The sequence below is a fragment of the Bacteroidales bacterium genome (assembly GCA_041671145.1).
Classification (GTDB): domain Bacteria; phylum Bacteroidota; class Bacteroidia; order Bacteroidales; family JAHJDW01; genus JAQUPB01.
The window spans coordinates 1-20,230 of the sequence record JBAZBZ010000030.1; the positions used below are offsets into that span (position 1 = coordinate 1).

Consider the following 20,230-nt stretch of genomic DNA (forward strand, 5'->3'; position numbering starts at 1 on the left):
AGTGCGGTAAAATTCATTTTTTTAGATTATAAACTCCTTATTTTCTGATGTTTGTTTTTTTGGAATTTTAAATTTTTAGCAAATGTCACAACTCAGGAACAATCCATTTTTTGGGGTAAAAATGAAAAAATCAGACGTTGATTTATTATAAAAGTTATGAAAAAATACGGATTAATAAATCATATATTATCATAATTTTTCTGCGTTAATCTGTGTCTGATTTTTTTAACGTTGATAAAAAACTTTACTGAACTTTGAAAGTTTAGTAAAGTACCCCATTGTTCTATATCAAAGGAATTAATAATTCAACTCTTGTGCCCGAAGCGTTTCCGTTGGCATCTTTAAGGTCGGTATATGTTATTTCGATATTCATGTTTTTTATAGCATGAAGAATATCCATGCGCTGCTTGTTTATTGCAGTACCGAATGATTGATGTTTTATGTTTTTTATCCGTTTTAGTTCCATTGCTTTTTCACGTCCTATGCCGTTATCTTCTATACTGCATAAAATATATTCTTTTTCATTAACTTTCTTTAAACTGCATTCGAGCAGTAATTTCTTTTCTCCTTCTTTTGGCACAAGTGCGTGTAGTATGGCATTTTCGATATATGGCTGAATAAGCAAAGGAGGTATTTCATTTTCTTCGGGGTTTATTTTTTCTTCAATTTTTACTTCGAAGCTAAAGCAATCATCAAACCTTAGCGATTCGAGTTCAACATATAGTTTAACGGCAGTTATTTCATCATTTATAGGTACAAGCTGACTTTGGCTGTTTTTTAAAATCAACCGCATTAAGCTTGCAAACTTACTCAAGTATCTGCTCGATTCGAGTTTTTCGTTTTTTAAAATAAAATTATTTATTGAATTTAATGAATTGAAAATAAAATGCGGATTCATTTGCTTGCCCAATGCCTGAAACATAAAATGATTGAGGTTTTTTTCGAGTTTGTTCCGGTTTTTTATATTCCTTATTGTTATAATATATATTGATGAAATTATTATAAAAATTACAAATACAACTATAGTTCTGAACCACCATGTTTGCCAGTATGGTGGATTAATTACAAAATCAATAGTAGCAGGTTTGCTGCTCCATACTCCATCTTCGTTGCTTGCATAAACTATAAATTTATATTGCCCATGTGGTATAAAGGGATATGTTATTGTATTTATAGTTGAATAATGCCAGTTATCATCTATGCCTTGAAGCTTGTATTTATATAAAAGTTTTCCCGCATTTCTGTATGAAAGTCCAACAAATGAAATATTAATGTAATTCTGATTATATTTTAAAGTATAATTACTTTTAATGGAAGTATCCTTTTCCATTATGCGCATTTTTGTGATATAAACCGGAGGCGCAATTTTATTGGTTGAAACTTTGTAATAATTAAATATTGTTATTCCCTGTTTAGTGGCAAGATAAACATTGGAATCATTCACATAAACTTTATTGATTTCATTTGAAATCAATCCTTTTATGGTTGTATAATTTTCAATCTTAAAATCATTTAATTTTACCGTATTCAAAATTATTTTATTCAATCCATTAAGTGTAGCAACCCATAATACTTCTTTGCTATAACATAATGAAGTGATTTTGTTGCTTGTAAGTCCGTTTTTAATTGAGAACTGTTGTTTTAAAGAATCGCCCGATAATACTAATACTCCGTAATCATCTGTTCCTACAAAGACCACGCCATTAATCTCACAAACATCGTTTATTCTATTTTTTAGGAGTTTGTTTTTATTTCCATAGTTAACATATTTATAAGTAATATTTTTATTTGAACCTTTTTCATGTAATTTCCACAACCCGTTTATTGTTGCCAACCATATTCCACCATCTTTGCTTTCGGATAGTGAATATGTTTTTAGTTCAAAATCCTGACATAAATAACTATCATAAATAATAATATCATTATTAACTTTAACTAAACCATGATTCACACCAAGAAATAAATATTTGTTTTTTAATAAAATATTATAAACAATATAAGAAGGTTGATAAAGTGAAATAGTCCTTTTATCTACTTTATGTTTATTAAAGTAACTGTATAAAACATTATCAGTTACATTGCGAATTTTTTTTAATTTTCCATTAAAAAAATAATATAAATATTGTGAAGTTCCAAACCATATTTTGTTGTTTAAAGTATCATTATAGAAACAATATATATCAGATTTAACTTCATCGGGAACTTGTTTATATTTTAATTTGTGTTTATCTATTGACATTAAAATACCATTACTCTTACCTGCTTTAAAAGAATTATTTTTTTTAAAAATAATGCAATTAACATTATTATCGGTATTTTTTTCATCAAAATAATTTTGTATTTTAAGTGAAGGAATATAATAAACTCCATCATCGAGTGTTGTAACCCACATACCCTTTTCATTATCTATTAATGTTGATGAAACAGATTTTCCGGGAAAATAATTTTCAGGAGGATTATCAAAATCACCTTTTCGATAACAATGTAACCCATTTTTATAAATCGATAGCCAAATATTATTTTCAATGTCCTTGCTCAACCATGTAATAAAAGAAGGGTATTTTATTAGTTTATCAAGTTTATAATTTTTAATAATGTGTAAGTGTGAACTATAAGAATATAAAAAAAGATTTGTGTAATTTTCAATAAAAAAACTCAAATTATTAATTTTTTTTTCAGGTGAAAATGGAATTATAAATTTAAAATTGCTATTAATTTTATGTATAGATATTCTTGCTTTTCCTTTTATGACATGGTCAGTTCCCACCTGATAAGTTTCTTCTTTTTTGGGAAGCAACACGCAAGGTCTAATTAATCCAAAATCATTTTTTGTAACATTTCCTTTATCAGTAATTTCAATTAAGCCATAATAATGTACACTAATAAAAACATGTTCATTTTTATTAACTCTAAATCCTAACTTAACATAATTTGGAGTTTCCTTAAAAACTTTTTGCAGTTGTTCATTGTATTTATACTTATATATTTTGCCATTATAGTAATACGAAAGTTTGCACGAAACCGATATAAACCATAATCTTCCTTTGTAGTCCTCGTATATTTCGAGAGTTGAATTTTCAGGCAATCCGTTTGAGGTATTAAAGTTTTCGAATTTATATCCATCAAATCTGCTCACACCATTGTTGGTTGCAAACCACATATAACCCTGCCTATCCTGAATTACATGAAAAACTTCCGACGAAGGCAAGCCGTCTTTTACAGAGTATTGTTTAAAAAGAGGTGTTTGTGAATATGAAAAAAATATAATCCAGATAAGTAATATAAACAGACAAATTCTTTTTGACATAAAGCTAAATTTGGTTCTATAATGGACATTGCAGGTAATAAGAATTGCTACAGATTATTCGCTTTTTTTTTCTTTTTAAGATGCTCATGAGAACGCTTCGGTTAAGTTCTTAGATTATAAAATAATTATTTTTGTTACTAAACTTTTAAAGTTTAGTAAAGCTTAATAAGAAAAATTTAATTTATTTTACAATCCAATGGATTACCACACAGGAATTTTTCAACATCAATTGCAGCCATGCAACCCGAGCCGGCGGCGGTTATTGCCTGACGGTAAATTTCGTCCTGAACATCTCCTGCAGCAAACACTCCCTGTACGCTTGTTTGAGTAGTTCCGTGTTTTGTAATTATGTAGCCGTTTTCATTTGTCTCAAGTTGACCTCTAAAAACTTCGGTGTTTGGATGATGTCCGATGGCAACAAAGAATCCCTGAATATCTAGTTTTACTTCCTTTTTATTTTTTAAATCTTCAAGCAATAACCCTTCAACAGCATGTTCGCCGAGAATATCCTTTATAATATGACTGTAAAGAATTTTAATATTAGGAATTTTTGAAATTTTTTCCTGCATATATTTTGAAGCACGGAATTCATTTCTTCTGTGAATTAAATAAACAGTTTTGCAAATTCCCGCAAGATATGAAGCTTCTTCAGTAGCAGTATCGCCGCCGCCTACAATAGCAACATCCTGTTCTTTGTAGAAAAATCCGTCGCACTGGGCACAAGCAGAAACTCCGAATCCAGCAAGTCTTTTTTCCGATTCAATTCCGAGCCATTTTGCAGTTGCACCGGTAGCAATAATTATTGTTTCTGCTAATATTTGTTTATTATCATCAGTAAAAATCGCAAAAGGTCTTTTAGAAAAATCAACCTTGGAAATTAATCCGAACCGTATTTGAGTATCAAATTTTTCTGTTTGCTTCTGCATAAGTTCCATGAGTTCCGGTCCACCAACACCACGCGGAAAACCAGGAAAATTTTCGACATCAGAAGTTATGGTTAATTGTCCGCCGGGTTGTAATCCCTGATACAAAACAGGATTTAATCCGGCTCTCGCTGTGTATATAGCGGCAGTATATCCGGCAGGTCCGGAACCTATTATCAGGACTCTTATTTTTTCAATCTCTTCGCTCATGATTTTTTACAGTTTAACAATTCAGCAATTTAACAATACAATTTATGTTTTTATTTAACCAATTCATTAAAGTAGCTAAGATATTTATTTTTCTGCGATTCGAAAGAATATTTTTCTTCAACGGTTTTTCTTCCGTTAACTCCGAATTTTTTTCGTAAATCTTCCGAATCTATCAGTAATGAAAGCTTTTCAACCCATTCTTCATTTTCGCATGCAAGATAACCATTAACACAATTTTCAATTATATCAGTATTAACTCCTACGGGCGACATTATTGCAGGTATTTCCAAAGCCATATACTGAAGTCCCTTGAAACCGCATTTTCCTTTTGCCCACTCATCATCGGGAAGTGGCATGATGCCGATATCAAATTCACTCATATCTTCAATTTCTTTTTCTTTGCTCCATTTGCAGAAAGTGAATTCAACTTCGTTTGAATGAAAAGGAACGTCGGAAATCATTTTAAAATAAACTTTATCGTTGTATATTTCTTTTATTTTTTTCAGAAAGGGAACAGCAAGTTGAAGATGTTTCAAAGTAGTTGAAGAGCCAGTCCATCCTATACAAATTCTGTTGTCTTTTTTAAAAATCGATTTTTTTTTATAAAGAAAAGCGTCAATTGTTGTGGGAACAATTTTAACATTTTTGTTTTTTTGCAGTGCAAAATCAGCGAGGTATGAATTACCAACAAAAACCATATCTGAAAGTTGGGTTATTTCAGATGTTTTCATGGGATTTTTCAGCCATGCAAGATTATTGTTGCCTTCGGAAACATCGTTAAGCCATATTGCATCGTCGAAATCAAGAATTATTTTTGCTTTTGATTTTTTAAATTGTTTTTCAAAAAATGTTGTTCCCAGCATAAATGCTTCGCGATAGATGAAAATAATATTAAATTCCGAAGCCCGCTGTAAATCTTTTAACCGGTGAAAAAAACTTTTTAATAATATTCTGAATTTTTGAAAATATTTACTTTTTGAATAAAAAGCAATATCATCTTTTTCGTTAATTATATATGAAATTTCGTAATCGTAACCGTTACTTTTAAGGAAGCTGAGATATTGTTCGAAGCGAAATCGTTGTCCCGGAGACCTTCCCGGACGATGAGGTGCTATATATAAAATCTTCTTCACTCCAAATAATAATTCTGATTATACTTTAATTTTAAGGTTTGCGAGCAGCGATTCGAAAAGAATTCTGCCGTCGGTATTAAATAATTCTTCGTCTGATGCTCTTTCGGGATGGGGCATCATTCCGAAAACATTTCTGTTTTTATTGCAAATGCCTGCAATATTATCGAGTGAACCATTAGGGTTTGAAGCATCGGAGCAGATTCCTTTCTCATCACAATACCTGAATAATATCTGGGCGTTTTTTTTAAGGTTTTCGAGAGTTGTGTCATCAGCGTAAAATCTGCCTTCAGCATGAGCAATAGGTATTTTAAGGGGCTTTTTTAAATCAGTTTCAGAAGTTAAAATTGTATTTTTTGTTTCGGTTTTTATATAAATATTTTTACAAATAAATTTCTGATTTATATTACGCAGCAAGGCACCCGGCAATAACCCCGCTTCACAGAGGATTTGAAATCCATTGCAAATGCCCATGAGATAACCGCCGTTTTTTGCGTATTCAATAATTTTTTCCATTATCGGAGAAAACCTTGCTATTGCTCCGGAACGAAGATAATCGCCATAAGAAAAACCACCAGGAAGTATTATGAATTGGCAGTTTTGAAGGTTTGTATCTTTGTGCCAGAGTTTAACCACTTCTTGCTTCATGATGGTTTCAAGCACATAAATAATATCCTGGTCGCAGTTTGAGCCCGGAAAAATAACAACACCGAATTTCATTTTATTTTAATTTTGTTTCAAAGATAATAAAAATTGAAAATTAAACAATTTAGCAATTCAACAATGCAACAAAAAACCAGTTTTCAAATAAATTTAAAAACAACAACAGCAGACACAATGAGCCATAGTACTGTTTCTGCAAATTTTTTGTTTTTATTTTCCATGAGATATTTAGAAATAAAAATTGTAACAGGAATATAAATCAGCAAGAAATGAGTTATTGATTTTTTATTAAGAAATAAAAAAGTAATTATAAAAAATAAGAAAAACCATATTAATATGGAATGAAATTTCCGGAGTTTTATGATATATTCCGCAACACCCCTGATTTTTTTAATCCACGAAAAAACTATAATTAAAGTTATTATTAAAATAAAAATAAAATAAATATCAGCAATAAAATATATTCTTGAAGTTAATGTTCCGTAGAAATGTGAAGTAAAAAAATAATCAAGTTTATCGAACCAGAAATAATAAGTAAGTACAAAGCAGTAGGGGAGCAGGAATCCGGAGAATAAAATGAACAATTCCCTTAAATTTGTTGAACGCAGAATAATCAAACTTATAAAAGCAACCGGTAAAATAAAAGCCGAGGGAAAATAAAAAAGTGAAGCAATTGAGATGAAAAACGAAGAATTGAAAATGTTTTTATCACTTTTTTCTTCTTTTTCATAAAAAAGTAAAGTGGAATTTAATGCAAGCAGAATAAACAAATTTGCAATAATAACAGGATTGAAATTTATGAATGTATTGTTGCTGCATAAAAGTAAAATATAAATAAATGCTGTGAGATAGCTGTTTTTTATAAATTCGAGATTTGTAGCAATATTATTGATGATTAATGCCTGTGAAATAATTAAAATTATTCCTGTTAACATTGAAACAATTTTAAATGAGTTTATAAAACCGGCTAATATCTCAAAAAACGGCATTGCTCCCGATGTATTTATTTCGGCAGGTTGGGCAAATGACAGCAAAAACAAAATAATAGCAACAAGAGGAATGAAGATAAGAGTAATAGTATGACTTGAAGAGAAAAATTTTAACATTTTAATATTTCAATATATCTAATTTTGTTAAAGGTCGTTTATTTTTGTGCCATATAAAATCTTTCAGATATAAGTTGCTTCTGTCGTTATTTTTGGGTGGATGAAGCACAGCTTTTGGTTTGCTGATGAATTTAATTCTTTTAACCTTTTTGTCTTTAAGATAAATTATCAGGTTAGCTGCTTCGGCTTTGTTAATGCCCATATACAATCCTTTATCATCTTCAACATAATAAATAGTTTCTCCGTTGCCGTTTACCATAACTTTATACAACTGATTATTTTTTACATAACCGAGCATGTTTCTTCCTTTTATCTGGTTATATCTGCCTGTGTCTTTCTGCGAGATTATAAATGCATTTTCATTCATGTATATTGATTCTATCTCTTTATTTTTTAATCTTATTTCGGTGTATTTTGCTGTAAGCTGATTTTCATCTGACCATAAAATAGGAGTAATATAAAGTTTTATTATGGAATCACTGAGTGCATATACAAGCGAATCGCACATTCCCTGCATATCCGATTTGAAAAACTTTGCTTTATGATAGGCAAATAATGTTTTGTGTTTTTTTGTTGAATCGGAAACTGATTTTAAAGTATCGGCATGGAGAAAAAGCGTGTCTTCTTCCATAATCTGACTTAAAAATGTTTTTCCTGTAATAAATAAATTTCCTGTTTTTTCATAATACTCCGAATAATCTCCGGTTACAGTTATTTTCTGCAAAGTATCAATTAGAATTACTTTGCCAATGGCTTTTCCAAAACCTTTATTTCTGTCGAAAAATAAACTGTCGCTTTTTATTGTTTGCTCTTTGCTTATGAGGTATGCATTTTTGTTAAACTGCGATATATCTGTATGTGAATTATACCAACCGTTTTCACAATAAATAAAATCCGAATCGCTCTTAATTGTTGTAGGACCCAGAAAATACGATGTTTTTGTTGCAGTATTATAAAGTAATGTATCACATTTAGTAACGTAATCGGGATTTATGAGCACTACATTTTTTTTAAAATAGAATTCATTTTTACCGGAATAAAAATAGCCGTAAGTGCTTGTCAGGGTATTTTCTTTGTCAACAATCTTTCCGCCGGTTGTGTATATTCCGGTGTTTTTGTTTTCATCAAATGTTAAATGTGTAGTAGTAAGAGTAATTTGTTTGTCTTTTAATATCACGTTACCTTGTATGTCGGCAATTTTTGTGTTGCCGTTATAATGAAGTATGTCGCCATATAAATTTGTAGTGTCGCTTTGCCGTACGTGAACTTTGCTGTATGCTATTAATGTATTATCTTCGCTGTTTAAATGAGCACTGTCGCAGTAAATATATACCTTGCCCTGCCACATAACCACATTCCCAATTAATCTTTTTATATTTTCGCCCATGCTTTTGTCAAATTCAAGCGAGTTTGCATTAAATTCAATTTTTTGCTTGTTTTGCGCAAAAGCCCAAATGCTATGCAAAAATAAAATGACTGTTATAAAAACAATAAAATATTTTTTACTTTTTTCCACTAACAAAATTGCTTTCTGAAAAATGGTTATCAAATCAATTAATAAAAAACAAAGATAATTGAATTTTATTATTTGGGAATATATTAGATTTTTTCGGAACTATTACAAATCTGCTAAACCACTTGCGAATTAAATTACTTGCTTATAACTTTAAATTCGGTACGTCGGTTGAGCTGTCGTCCTTTTTCGTTATCATTGGGAGCAACAGGTTGTGTGAAGCCATATCCTGCAGATGTCAATCTGCTTTTATCAATACCTTTGTTTAGCAAATAATCAACAACTGCTTTTGCTCTGTTTTCGGATAGTTTCTGATTATATTTGGCATTTCCTTTATTGTCGGTATGTCCGGAGATTTCAATTTTCAGAGTAGGCATATCCTGCAGTAATTTCAAAACTCTATCAAGTTCGGGAATTGAGGCTTTGCGAAGTGTTGATTTATTAAAGTCGAAGAAAATATTATTAAGAACGACTTTTGTTCCTGCTTCAATTTTCTTTAATGCAAAATCTTTTTTAACTTCAATGTATTCATAAGACAAAGGAATGTTTACATTTTCAGAGCTGAACATGTATCCATCGGCTTTTACGGTAACGCCGAAATTTTTTCCTGAAGGAATTGTAACAAGATATTCTCCGGTTTTATTGTCCGCCTGAATTGTAGAAATAACTTTATTTTGTTCGTTGTCGGTAATTTCAATTTCAGCTTTTATAGGTTTATTATCTGCAGCATCGGTAACAATTCCTTTAAGTCCTATCATTGATTTTTCCCTTATTTCAACAGGTTTTTCGAGCATAACTTCGCTCACAGGCTGGGCAATTGATGCGATTAAATTATCCTCCTGACTATTTATAACCGGTTTATCGGTGATATAAGTTATTTTATAAATATCGCTTCCGCCGATTCCGTTTTCCCTGTTTGATGAATAATAAGCAAAATTTGTTTTGTTGCCGAAAGCAAAATAGGTAAAATCATCACACGGCGTATTAACAGGAAAGCCCAAATTCTTGGGCTCAGACCATTTGCCATTTTCATTAACCGATTTAAAAACATCGAACCCACCCATTGAATTATGTCCTTTGGAAGAAAAATACAGAGTTTTACCATCAGCAGTAATGAAAGGAAATTCTTCGTCATAAACAGTATTTATAGTACTGCCGAGATTCAAAGGTTTTGTCCATCTGCCTTTTTCGTCTTTTGTACATAAATAAATATCGCTTCCTCCTATACCATCTTTTTTATTACTCACAAAATATAATGTGTTTCCATCAGGTGTGATTGCAGCGGAAGATTCGTGATTACGTTTTGAGTTAATTTCTTTACTCAACCTATCGGGTCTTGTCCAGCGTTTATCTTTATAAAATTCGGAAATATACAAATCACCATGTTTAGAGCCGTCATAAATGAGCATAATTTTTCCATCGCCCGACAAACCTGCAACAGCACTATTATCTTTTGCATTAGATGAATTGTCGTAATTTTCAGCGTTGCTCCATAATTTATTACTCATTTTCGTAACAAAAATATCTTCAAAATATTTATTATCAACCCTGCATATTTTTTCTCTGTTATTTTCTTTTCGTCGTGATGTGAAAAGCAAAGTTGATTCGTCGGAAGTTAGCACGGGAAAATAATCATCATACTTTGAATTTACAACACTGCTAAAATTATCAATAAAACATTTTACGGGAGACTTTGCCAGTATTTTTCCGTTTTCACATTCTGTAATTTTTTTATCAACATTATTGTTTGGATTTGCTACTCCATTTTGGTTTATATTTTTTTTATATAAATTGTATTCTTTAATTGCATCGTCCCACTTCATCGAAAACTGGTATGCTTGTCCAAGGTAATAATGCGCTTCATTTAAAGAAGTTTCATTAAGTTTTATAGCTTTAATTAAAAATTCAGTGGCTTTGCTTTTTTCATTTGTACACAGATATGTTTTTCCTATTTTTAAATTAAGTGCTGCATTGTTGGGATTAAAGTTATTTGCCTGCAAATAACATTCTAATGCATTATCATAATCTATTCCGCCAAGTTGAAAATATTCATCGCCTTTTTTTATTTGCTTTTTAGCTTTTCTTAATTCACCTTTTTTATCATGAAAAATGCTTTTTGTAAATTCTACATTCTGTGATTTTACAAAAAATCCGGTAGTTAATATTGATAAAATAAATATTATTCTGGTAATAATTTTCATCTGTTTAAATTTTGTAAGTAATTAATAATTCTGCTGTTAATTTGCTGTTCTGTTTTTTTAGCTTTTTTAGTTACTCGCTCCCGCAAAAGTCCACCCCCTCAACCCGCTCGTGAATATCCATGCATTTCTTCGTTGAAAATAGCACTGAATTTTTAATCATTTACGGTTTGTGCAACTTTTTTTGATTGCATGGATATTTCATAAAAAAATAATTTAAAGCATTAAAATATAGGACAAATCTATATTAAATTTGTTAAATTAACAAGAACGAAAAAAAATTAGTTCTATAACGTTTTATATAAATAAAAAAACCACAGATTCACGGATTTTAAAAACAATAATTTTAAATCTGTGAATCTGTGGCAAATTTATTTTTTACTTTATTTCAAGCGTACTCCCGCTTTGTATTTCAATATCGTTTTTTAATAAAACATCATTTGCGCTAATTTTTAATTATTTTTTTTGTAACTGATAAATTATTATTTAAAATCCGAACAAAGTAAATACCGCTTTTAAAAGAAGTCATATCAGTTTTATAAGTCGTAATATCTTTTAAATTTATTTTTGATTCAATAATACCAAGCATATTATAAATAATAATACTTCCATCAAATAAACTGTGAAAAGTGAAATTTAATTCTTTCTGCACAGGATTAGGTTTTATTTCAATTATATTATTTTTACTTTTTTCTATAACATTAACTGAAAAATAAAAACAAGTATCTGTTGCCTCTTGAAGTTTATTTTTATAAACATATTTTCCATCCTTGGAAACGCATAATAACAGACGGGGAGGTTCAGAACAAGAATAACCACTTGCCTGAAAAAAAACACCGAAAGTTGGTCCTATTCCTTCAATAAAAGTCAATTTTTGTTCTGGCCAATCAACATAATTAAACCTTATTTTTTTGCAACTATTTTCATAATAAACAGAATCAACAATTGCAATTGAATCTGTAAAAGTATTAGGGTTCATTTTAAATGTATCACCAACATTCAAATTCAAATCCATCGACAAGTATTCTTTTTCCTCATAAGAATCATATAACCACAGTTTACCATTAAGTGTGTCTTCATTTATAAAAAGACATTTATTATAATAAGAAGCTAAACAAATGTTTCCTCCATCTGCAAATACTATTTTTTTATACTTTCTAGTATTTATTATAGTATCAGAACAGATTGTATCTGGACATACGGTAAAACTATATGTTGCGAATCCATCACAAATTTCAACCGAAATATTCCATTCAGTAAAATTTTTTCCGTATATTGATTTATACGTTTGGCTAAACGCATTTATCGAAATCAATAAATTTATTGTAACGATAAGGCAAACAATAAATATTTTTTTCATAATATTTGATTTTAAAATTAATAAAATTATTTAGTTTATATAAAAAAGATGGTATCTTCGGAAAGATACCATCTTTACTAAATTTACGGATTCATTTTTTTAATTTCACCATAAGTTAAATCGCTTAATCCGCCTGCATCAATAGTTATATTATCATCGGTATTTATTTCGAGCACTCCATTGTTTATTAAAGTTAATTTACCTCCCGATTCTACAACAACATTTGCACTGTTTATAGTTCCATTGCCACTATACCGAAATAAGTTTTATTGTTTTATTATTTTTTTTATTTCTACATTCTTATTATTTACAATCTTTATAAAGTAAACTCCGCTCTGTAGTTCACTAATATCAACATCTGTTTTATTGTTTTTAATTTGTTGCTTTATCAATTCTTCACCGTTTAGGTTATAAATTGTAATAATGCTTTGTTCTTCTTTTTTTGGGAGTTCTATTGTTATTTGTGTGCTTGCAGGATTTGGATATATTTTTGAATTTATTCCCATTGAATTAATATCCTCAACGCTTCCTGCAAAATCATTAATTTGAAAATCATCATACATAAGTCCATCCAAATTATTTTGAATAGAATCGCTTACAAAAGAAAACCGAAACAAAATTGTATCTCCATGGGCACCGGGTAAAAGATTAAGACCACTAACACCAAAAGAAAAATGAATCCATCCATTTGAATTACCTGTAAGGACAGGTTTAGGTGGTATGTACATTACATAAAATTTATATAAAGTATCATTAATATTAACCCATGTTGTTCCATTATCATACGAAAACTCAATAGTTCCATAATCTTTTAGTGTATCCGAATTAACTTTATAATAACCTCCAATGAGGGTCATTCCTTCACCAGAAAAACCACCTGCTGGATAATCTAAAATAATAAATGAAGAAATATTGTTTTTCGGATAAGAATACAAAGTATCAGTTACAATTGCATTTGGTATGGAATGAGCACTTGTAAAAACAGTTTTTTGAGGTTCCCCGATTTGCCATAAGTTATTTGGATTACTAATCGTATCTATAAATAAATGTGATAAATTATTTGTGTCATCAAAATTTATATTATAAACAGCATCTCTTTTTTGGCAAAAAACACTTGTAATGCAAAATACAAGTACAATAAAAGTAAATATTTTTTTCATAAAGCTTAGTTGAAACTAAAATCCCCCATACAAAAATATGATTTTATATTTATGTATGGGGGATATTTGGTTTTACTTTAATACACCACCACCTTTTTATTTACAACACTCCCATTTGCAAAAATGCACTGTGCAATATAAACTCCTTTTTTAATTGAATTTAAAGGCAAGCTGCAATTACCATTGCAATTATTCCATTCATGTATTGTTTGCCCCGAAACTGAAATAAGTTTTATTGCTTTTATTTTTTCTGCTCCTGTTATTTGTAACTCCTGCAATTGCCGGTTATATATAATTTGTGGGACTTTATTATTTATTTGTTTATTTGTTATTTTGACTGGTGAACTACCGCAATTTTCACATACACTATTACCGGGTTCATTATAACATAGTAAGGTATTTCCTCCTTCAAAACAAATACCGAAACTCGAATGGATAAAACCTCTGCTGTAGCCAACGCCTTCAATTAAACAAATACTATCATTACGGGAATATTTAACCGGGCCGCACAAATGCGTATATTTATTTGTAACAAATCGTTTATGATACTTACCACATATTTCAATTGAATCAACTAATATTATTATAGCACCATTATGATCATCATCAAAAAGTGTATCTCCTATTTTGCAATTAAAATTATATAAAAGTTTTTCAATCGTATCATTATTTCTAATTACTTTAACCTGTTTATTTAATGTATCATTTCTTATTAATCCCCAGTAAAAAGTATCTTTTTGTATAGGTCCCACCATGGGATTTCCAATATAATAACAAAAAAACTTGAAATATTTTATACTACTTATTATTGTATCTCCATTTTTATAATAAGTATAATAATAATCTGTGGGGTATCCTGCAATACCATTATTGCTATATGTTTCATCTATCCAAATACCACTATCCAAATTTAAAGGAATATAATTTTGGGAAAAAGAATAACTTGAAATAAATATGATTGATAATAAGATTATTTTTTTCATAATATTTAATTTTAAAATTAATAAAATTATTTAGTTTATATAAAAAAGATGGTACCTTACAAAAGATACCATCTTTACTAAATTTACGGATTCATTTTTTTAATTTCACCATAAGTTAAATCGCTTAATCCGCCTGCATCAATAGTTATATTATCATCGGTATTTATTTCGAGCACTCCATTGTTTATTAAAGTTAATTTACCTCCCGATTCTACAACAATATTAGCATTTGTAACAGTATTTCCATCAATTGCAAGCGTCGCACCCGATTCTATTGTTATTGTTGCCTGCGTGGGCATTGTTTGAGCGGCTTGTATTGTTAATGTTCCTGCTGTTATGTTTATATCGTCGCAAATTGTTTGAGTTGTTGTCCATGTGGTATTGGAGGAAATAGTTACAGGTGAACCCGAATAACAATAACCCGGCAAGTTTGTTTTGTATATTCCCCGTCCATGAGTTGCTACGTACAAATCACCTGTTTTCCTGTTAATCTTCATGTCAGCAGCCATAGCTTGCGGAAACTGGCTGTTGTTCATCAGGTGCCACGAATCGTCAGTTAAATGACGGTAATAAACTCCAACATCAGTTCCAAGCAATAATCGCTGATTAGCTTCATCGAATATCATATTTAAACAAGGAATATCGCTCAAACCATTAGAATAATCCTGCCACGAACTGCCACCATCGGTTGACTGATAAACTTTTTTTACCGTTTCATCGTCCATTATGCTTTCGAGGCAAACCCATACATGATTGGGGTCGGATGGGTGGGTTACAATTCCCGTAACTCTTCCTACATAAAGCACCGATTGGTCGAAATTGGCTGTTATATTGCTTACAGTTGCTCCGCCATCGGTGGATTTTTTTAATTGAAAATATGTGTACCATGGGGCACCGGTAGGAAAATAATGAAATTGCAATGCGTAATATATTACATTTGGGTCAGAAATGCTATAACCTACAGCAGAAATGCCATCGACTTGAACTGTTTCATTGTTTATTACTTGCCACTTTTCTTCTTCAGGAATTGCATTTGACCAATTTGCTCCATGATTGGTGCTTTTCTTAATTACCGGCTTATAATAATTTCCATAGGGACCTTCATTTGCTGCAATATAGACCCATTTTGTAACAGGGTTTTCAACAAGAGGGGTATTGATAAAACCTGTAACAATTCCACTACCGCAATTGTGAGTAAAATAACGATAATTGAGACCACCAATTAATGTATAATAAATATTGTCGTGGTCAGTAGGGTCAATATAAGTAGTTCCACCATCGCCTCCGCAAACATAACTCCAATTATTTCCACCGTCAGTGGATTTATCTGTACCATTATCATTTCTTCCTATGGCAATTGTATATGGTGGAGACGATTCTTCGGATATTCCTACAGAATAACATTCACCTATATTCATTCCCTGATTTATATCCTGCCACGAACTGCCATTATTTGTACTTTTCATTATACCACCATCGTTTGCAACATAAACAACATCATTCCCGCCGGTTGTATATGTGGCAAAGCCCCTTATGTCAGCATGCCACCCAGAAATTGAAGGAAAGTTATTATTTGTAAAATTATATTTTGCTAAACCAATAACACCAAAATAAATATTATCTGAGGTAATTGACATTATTAAATTAAATCCAGCATTATAATCATATATAGAACCATTGGAAGCTATATTTGTAAATGAATTCCCATTGTCAGTTGACAATTCAATATCTATTCTTCCTGGACTTGGTAGTAATAAAGAAACTATAAAATCATAAGGATAATCAGGTCTAAATCCAATAGCAAGTCCATCTTGAAATTTATCAGAAAGATCAGCAATATTTTCTGCTAAATTTGCCGACCAGTTATTTCCTGCATCGGTGCTTCTGTATATGTACCCACCGTCGCTTTGGTAACCTTTTCCTCTGGATGAAATAATTATTATATTAGTGTTACCGGGATTCATTATCATGTTGTCGTAATCGCAATAATCACTTCTATCTTGATTCATAGGTAAAGCAGGGGCATTTTTATCCACCCAGTTGTACCCGCCATTTGTTGATTTATAAACAGTGCTGTATGATAAAGCATAAATAATTTGTGTATTATCAGGGTCAATCAAAACTTTAAATATTGCTCTTTCTCTTGCGGGTAAGCTTTGCATGGAATTCGTATTCCAGTTCTGCCCGCCGTTGGTAGTAAAAAAAACACCATACCCAAAGTTCATTCCCGTAAAAGTACTGCCATTGCCTATATATTTTCCTGTGGCAATATAAATATTATCGGCATCATCGGGGTTAACGGCAATATCTTTTACACCAAAAGTAGGAAGCTGGTCGGTAAGGCAAACCCAATTGCCTCCGCCGCTTGTGCTTTTCCATAAGCCACCCGAAGCAGCACCAACATAAACAATATTACTGCCCGAACTTGCCCACACACATTTTGTTTGCCCAAGGTCTTGTACCCATTCATTACCCGTAGAATTAGTAAAAGGTCCAAGAGCAGTCCAGTTTTGTGTTGCACCGTTGTTCACATTACGGGTTTTAACCTTTAATGCATTGTTGCAATTATTTATATAATTATACATTGTTTTGGAATATGCGTCGGAAGTACCGTTTCTGCCGGCACGCGAATCCCAGAACCATGTACAATTATTAAACCTGCCCCAGCTATCGTTGTCGGGCTCTTTTATAGTATCCTTATCTTTATTAAGGTGTTTAAGTGAATCTTCCAATTTTAAATTATTTTCTGCTAATTTACGTAACTGAAAATAATTAGCCCTGTTGTTGTTTTGTGCTGTAACTATTACAACCCAAAACAAAAATAAGAAAATTAATTTGTTTCTCATATTTATAAAGGGTTTTATTTAGTTAAAATCATTTGTTTAGTTTCACTTGCCTGTCCGTCGGTAATTAAAACATAAGCGTAAATACCTGAGAAAAGCTCGCTGCCTTGTATTGTAACGCTTGTATTACCACGTTCGGAAATATTAAAACATTTTACAAGTTCGCCCTGTGTATTGTAAACGCACAGCTTTGCACTATTTATTGTTTGCGGAAGGTAGCATTTAATTACAGTGCTAACGGTATAAGGATTAGGTGCATTCTGGTAAAGAATTACTGAAGTTCCTGCTGTGCTGTTATTTATTTCGTTCACACCTGTTTTATTATCGCCTGAATTTCTTGTTGCACCTATGCTGCAACATGTATTTAATTGCTGTTGGAGTTCGCTTATTGTTTTTTGAGTGGTTTCAATTTGTGTGTTTTGCTGTTTTATTGCCTCAACTAAAATGGGTATGAGCATATCATAGTTAATGCTATAATAGCCATTACTATCGAGCCGTACTGCTTCGGGCAAAACTTCCTTTACTTCCTGAGCAAGAAAACCCAAATTTTTCCCATCATCAAAATGAAAATCTTTAAAATCATCTTTTCTGAGTTCGTAAGTTTTTCCATTCAGCTTTAATAATTTGCTTAATGCGCTGTCAATAGGAGTGATGTTTTTCTTGAAACGCATGTCTGAACTTTGCCATGTACCATTAGACCAAGCTGAGCCATTAACATATAAATAATACGAACCTGTATATTCTGAACCAATTCCAATATGACCACTATTACTAATTGTTAATGCTTTGGTTGGCGTAATTGTAAAAGGAGTTCCAGTACCCGCAGTACCTGTATTAACAAGAAAATTTGTCCTGTCCTGTTGAAATGCAATCCCACTAAAATAACCCCATGCACCCTGATTATAAACAGGATTATTATAATCTCCAGTAATCATTCCATTATATATAAGATATTGCAGGTATGAACCAGTATTATTTACTGTTTGTATTCGTAATTCTCTGTCGCAATTAGAAGGATTGGAGTAATCGTAATTACCAAGTCCTGAAACAAAATTTGTATATGCGCCAGCATCTAAAGTGGAGGGTTCGCCACAAATAGTGCCGTTTACATCAAATTTCGATTGCGGTGATGTTGTTCCAACACCTACGTTTCCGTTTGAAAGCACTTTCATTTGTGCATTAATGTTTGTAAAAATCATTACTGAAATCAGTAACAAAGTTAATTTTAAATTCATTTTTTTCATGGTTTTTTTTAAGTTTAAATGGTTAATAAAAATTGTTTAATTGTTAATTCATTAAATAATTTACTGCACTGTTTTTTGTATGGAATTACTCCATGGAGTAGTGCCATCTTTTGTTATTCCGCAAACGCGAAACGAATATTTTACGCCGCTTTGCAGATTTTTGATTGTAAATTTGGCTTTAGTTGAGCCGCCTGCGAGCAGCCATGCCGAATCGGGAGCATCGCTTGCAGAAGCACTGCTGTACTGCCATATATAAGCATCGGCGCCGCCAATTGCCTTACGGGTTAATATAACTTCGCCCGGCGATTTGCCCAACTCAACATTAAAATCGGGTTTGTCGGCATGCTTGGGTTCATTTGTAGGATTAAAGCCCGATGATAAAATAACCGCAACATTGCCTGCGGCTGTGCGCTCAACATAATCGGCTTCTTTGTATAGCAGCGTTTCGAGTGCAACCCGTGCAGTGCGTTTGAGTTCGGTTTTTTGCCTGCCGCCGTCCTGTGCCGCCACATAAGCCGATTCGAGAACATTTACCGCCGTAGTAACCTGTGCAACCGGCACATCGGGAGTTGTGAAATTTGTATTGCCGGTAGTTTTGGTAACGAAATTTCGTGCAAACTCAATTAAATCGGGTACCGAGAGCTTGATAAAATCAAGCAGAACTTTTACTTTTTTCATAATTATTGGGGTTTAGGTTAATAAAATATTGAAAATTAATTGAAATGTTTCTTTGTAAGCAGCAACCAGTGGGGTTACTATAAGAAAAAGGACAATTGCTATAGGAAAAATGACAATTTTTATAAGAAAAGTTACAATCGCTATAAGAAAAGGGGGAATTATTATAATAAGTGCGACAATTACTATATGAAAAGGAACAACTATTACAGCAAATGCGGCAATTGCTGTATGAACCGTAGCAACTACTGTAATAATAGGAATAATGATAGCAGGAAAAGGAATAAACCGAATAAGAATTATTGCGGTTTATATTCGCAACTAATGAATGAAAATAGTTTTGTTTAGTGTTCTTGCTCTCTCTCTCTCTCTCTCTCTCTCTCTCTCTCTCTCTCTCTCTCTCTCTTACAGCCATAGGGATTTTGGTATTTTCCATAAAAGAATAATGCTTTTGGAAAGCAGTAAAATTGGGGTTTGTATGAGTTATTGTTTTTAACATTAAAATAATTATGGTTTTATTTTATTAATAATTTCGTAGGCATATTCAAAACCGCTTTTAATTATTTCGGAATTTTTATATCCATCATAATAACCAAGTAAATGCAATATTTCGTAAACATCATTTAAGTGATTAGTAAGCTTTTTATCTATTTTAGTAATTGAACTTTGATAATATTCTATATTTTTTCTGCCCTTTTTTTTATCTATTCCTTTCAATAACAAATAAGCATCTAAAGCTATTAATACGCCTTTGTACGCTGTTCCGCATGCTGTGCTTACATATTTAGGGTCATTATAGTATCCGTCTTCCTTTCCTGCTTTCTTCAATGTTTCTTTTGCATTATCCATATAACGAATAGCTTCGCTATAGTATTTATCCCTTATTTCATGTTGTTCTTTTATGCTCATTTTTTT

General features: G+C 31.4%; 14 protein-coding genes. All 14 read right to left on the reverse strand.

The genetic code is table 11. From position 1 onward, the window contains the following. Positions 1–283: 283 nt before the first annotated feature. Complete coding sequence (locus WC223_09750; protein MFA6924521.1) at positions 284–3,307, reverse strand: histidine kinase; 3,024 nt, start codon at positions 3,305–3,307, stop codon at positions 284–286. Positions 3,308–3,483: 176 nt separating this feature from the next. Then, positions 3,484–4,440 (reverse strand): thioredoxin-disulfide reductase, encoded by a 957-nt coding sequence (trxB, locus tag WC223_09755; protein ID MFA6924522.1) that lies wholly within the window; start codon positions 4,438–4,440, stop codon positions 3,484–3,486. Between the two features lie 50 nt (positions 4,441–4,490). After that, positions 4,491–5,573 (reverse strand): glycosyltransferase, encoded by a 1,083-nt coding sequence (locus tag WC223_09760; GenBank protein MFA6924523.1) that lies wholly within the window; start codon positions 5,571–5,573, stop codon positions 4,491–4,493. 18 nt (positions 5,574–5,591) lie between these two features. Continuing rightward, a complete protein-coding gene (gene purQ, locus WC223_09765; GenBank protein MFA6924524.1) occupies positions 5,592–6,290 on the reverse strand; it encodes a phosphoribosylformylglycinamidine synthase subunit PurQ in 699 nt (232 codons plus the stop codon). 83 nt (positions 6,291–6,373) lie between these two features. Continuing rightward, positions 6,374–7,339, reverse strand: coding sequence for a DUF6427 family protein (locus tag WC223_09770; protein ID MFA6924525.1), 966 nt, complete (start codon positions 7,337–7,339; stop codon positions 6,374–6,376). A gap of 1 nt (position 7,340) precedes the next feature. Continuing rightward, the gene (locus WC223_09775; GenBank protein ID MFA6924526.1) at positions 7,341–8,855 is read right to left on the reverse strand and encodes an OstA-like protein; all 1,515 of its coding nucleotides are present in this window, start codon (positions 8,853–8,855) and stop codon (positions 7,341–7,343) included. A 134-nt stretch (positions 8,856–8,989) separates the two neighbouring features. After that, positions 8,990–11,053: an OmpA family protein gene (locus WC223_09780; protein MFA6924527.1), complete on the reverse strand. Its 2,064-nt coding sequence runs from the start codon at positions 11,051–11,053 to the stop codon at positions 8,990–8,992. Positions 11,054–11,495: 442 nt separating this feature from the next. After that, positions 11,496–12,410, reverse strand: a complete 915-nt coding sequence (locus tag WC223_09785; protein ID MFA6924528.1) for a T9SS type A sorting domain-containing protein — start codon at positions 12,408–12,410, stop codon at positions 11,496–11,498. A gap of 266 nt (positions 12,411–12,676) precedes the next feature. After that, the gene (locus WC223_09790) at positions 12,677–13,570 is read right to left on the reverse strand and encodes a T9SS type A sorting domain-containing protein (GenBank protein MFA6924529.1); all 894 of its coding nucleotides are present in this window, start codon (positions 13,568–13,570) and stop codon (positions 12,677–12,679) included. Between the two features lie 77 nt (positions 13,571–13,647). Then, on the reverse strand, positions 13,648–14,553 hold the full coding sequence (locus tag WC223_09795) for a T9SS type A sorting domain-containing protein (protein MFA6924530.1): 906 nt from the start codon (positions 14,551–14,553) through the stop codon (positions 13,648–13,650). Positions 14,554–14,636: 83 nt separating this feature from the next. Further along, positions 14,637–17,399, reverse strand: a complete 2,763-nt coding sequence (locus WC223_09800) for a hypothetical protein (protein ID MFA6924531.1) — start codon at positions 17,397–17,399, stop codon at positions 14,637–14,639. A gap of 14 nt (positions 17,400–17,413) precedes the next feature. After that, entirely contained in the window at positions 17,414–18,631 is a 1,218-nt protein-coding gene (locus WC223_09805) for a tail fiber domain-containing protein (GenBank protein MFA6924532.1), read from the reverse strand. Between the two features lie 69 nt (positions 18,632–18,700). Continuing rightward, complete coding sequence (locus WC223_09810) at positions 18,701–19,318, reverse strand: fibronectin type III domain-containing protein (GenBank protein ID MFA6924533.1); 618 nt, start codon at positions 19,316–19,318, stop codon at positions 18,701–18,703. 504 nt (positions 19,319–19,822) lie between these two features. Then, positions 19,823–20,224 (reverse strand): DUF5618 family protein, encoded by a 402-nt coding sequence (locus WC223_09815; protein ID MFA6924534.1) that lies wholly within the window; start codon positions 20,222–20,224, stop codon positions 19,823–19,825. Positions 20,225–20,230 lie beyond the last annotated feature (6 nt).

Excerpts from the sequence above, each read along its gene's own strand:
- WC223_09790 (MFA6924529.1), bottom strand. The coding sequence starts at position 13,570 with ATGAAAAAAATATTTACTTTTATTGTACTTGTATTTTGCATTACAAGT.
- WC223_09815 (MFA6924534.1), bottom strand. The coding sequence starts at position 20,224 with ATGAGCATAAAAGAACAACATGAAATAAGGGATAAATACTATAGCGAA.
- WC223_09800 (MFA6924531.1), bottom strand. The coding sequence starts at position 17,399 with ATGAGAAACAAATTAATTTTCTTATTTTTGTTTTGGGTTGTAATAGTT.
- WC223_09810 (MFA6924533.1), bottom strand. The coding sequence starts at position 19,318 with ATGAAAAAAGTAAAAGTTCTGCTTGATTTTATCAAGCTCTCGGTACCC.
- WC223_09770 (MFA6924525.1), bottom strand. The coding sequence starts at position 7,339 with ATGTTAAAATTTTTCTCTTCAAGTCATACTATTACTCTTATCTTCATT.
- WC223_09750 (MFA6924521.1), bottom strand. The coding sequence starts at position 3,307 with ATGTCAAAAAGAATTTGTCTGTTTATATTACTTATCTGGATTATATTT.
- WC223_09805 (MFA6924532.1), bottom strand. The coding sequence starts at position 18,631 with ATGAATTTAAAATTAACTTTGTTACTGATTTCAGTAATGATTTTTACA.
- WC223_09785 (MFA6924528.1), bottom strand. The coding sequence starts at position 12,410 with ATGAAAAAAATATTTATTGTTTGCCTTATCGTTACAATAAATTTATTG.
- WC223_09780 (MFA6924527.1), bottom strand. The coding sequence starts at position 11,053 with ATGAAAATTATTACCAGAATAATATTTATTTTATCAATATTAACTACC.
- purQ (MFA6924524.1), bottom strand. The coding sequence starts at position 6,290 with ATGAAATTCGGTGTTGTTATTTTTCCGGGCTCAAACTGCGACCAGGAT.
- WC223_09795 (MFA6924530.1), bottom strand. The coding sequence starts at position 14,553 with ATGAAAAAAATAATCTTATTATCAATCATATTTATTTCAAGTTATTCT.
- trxB (MFA6924522.1), bottom strand. The coding sequence starts at position 4,440 with ATGAGCGAAGAGATTGAAAAAATAAGAGTCCTGATAATAGGTTCCGGA.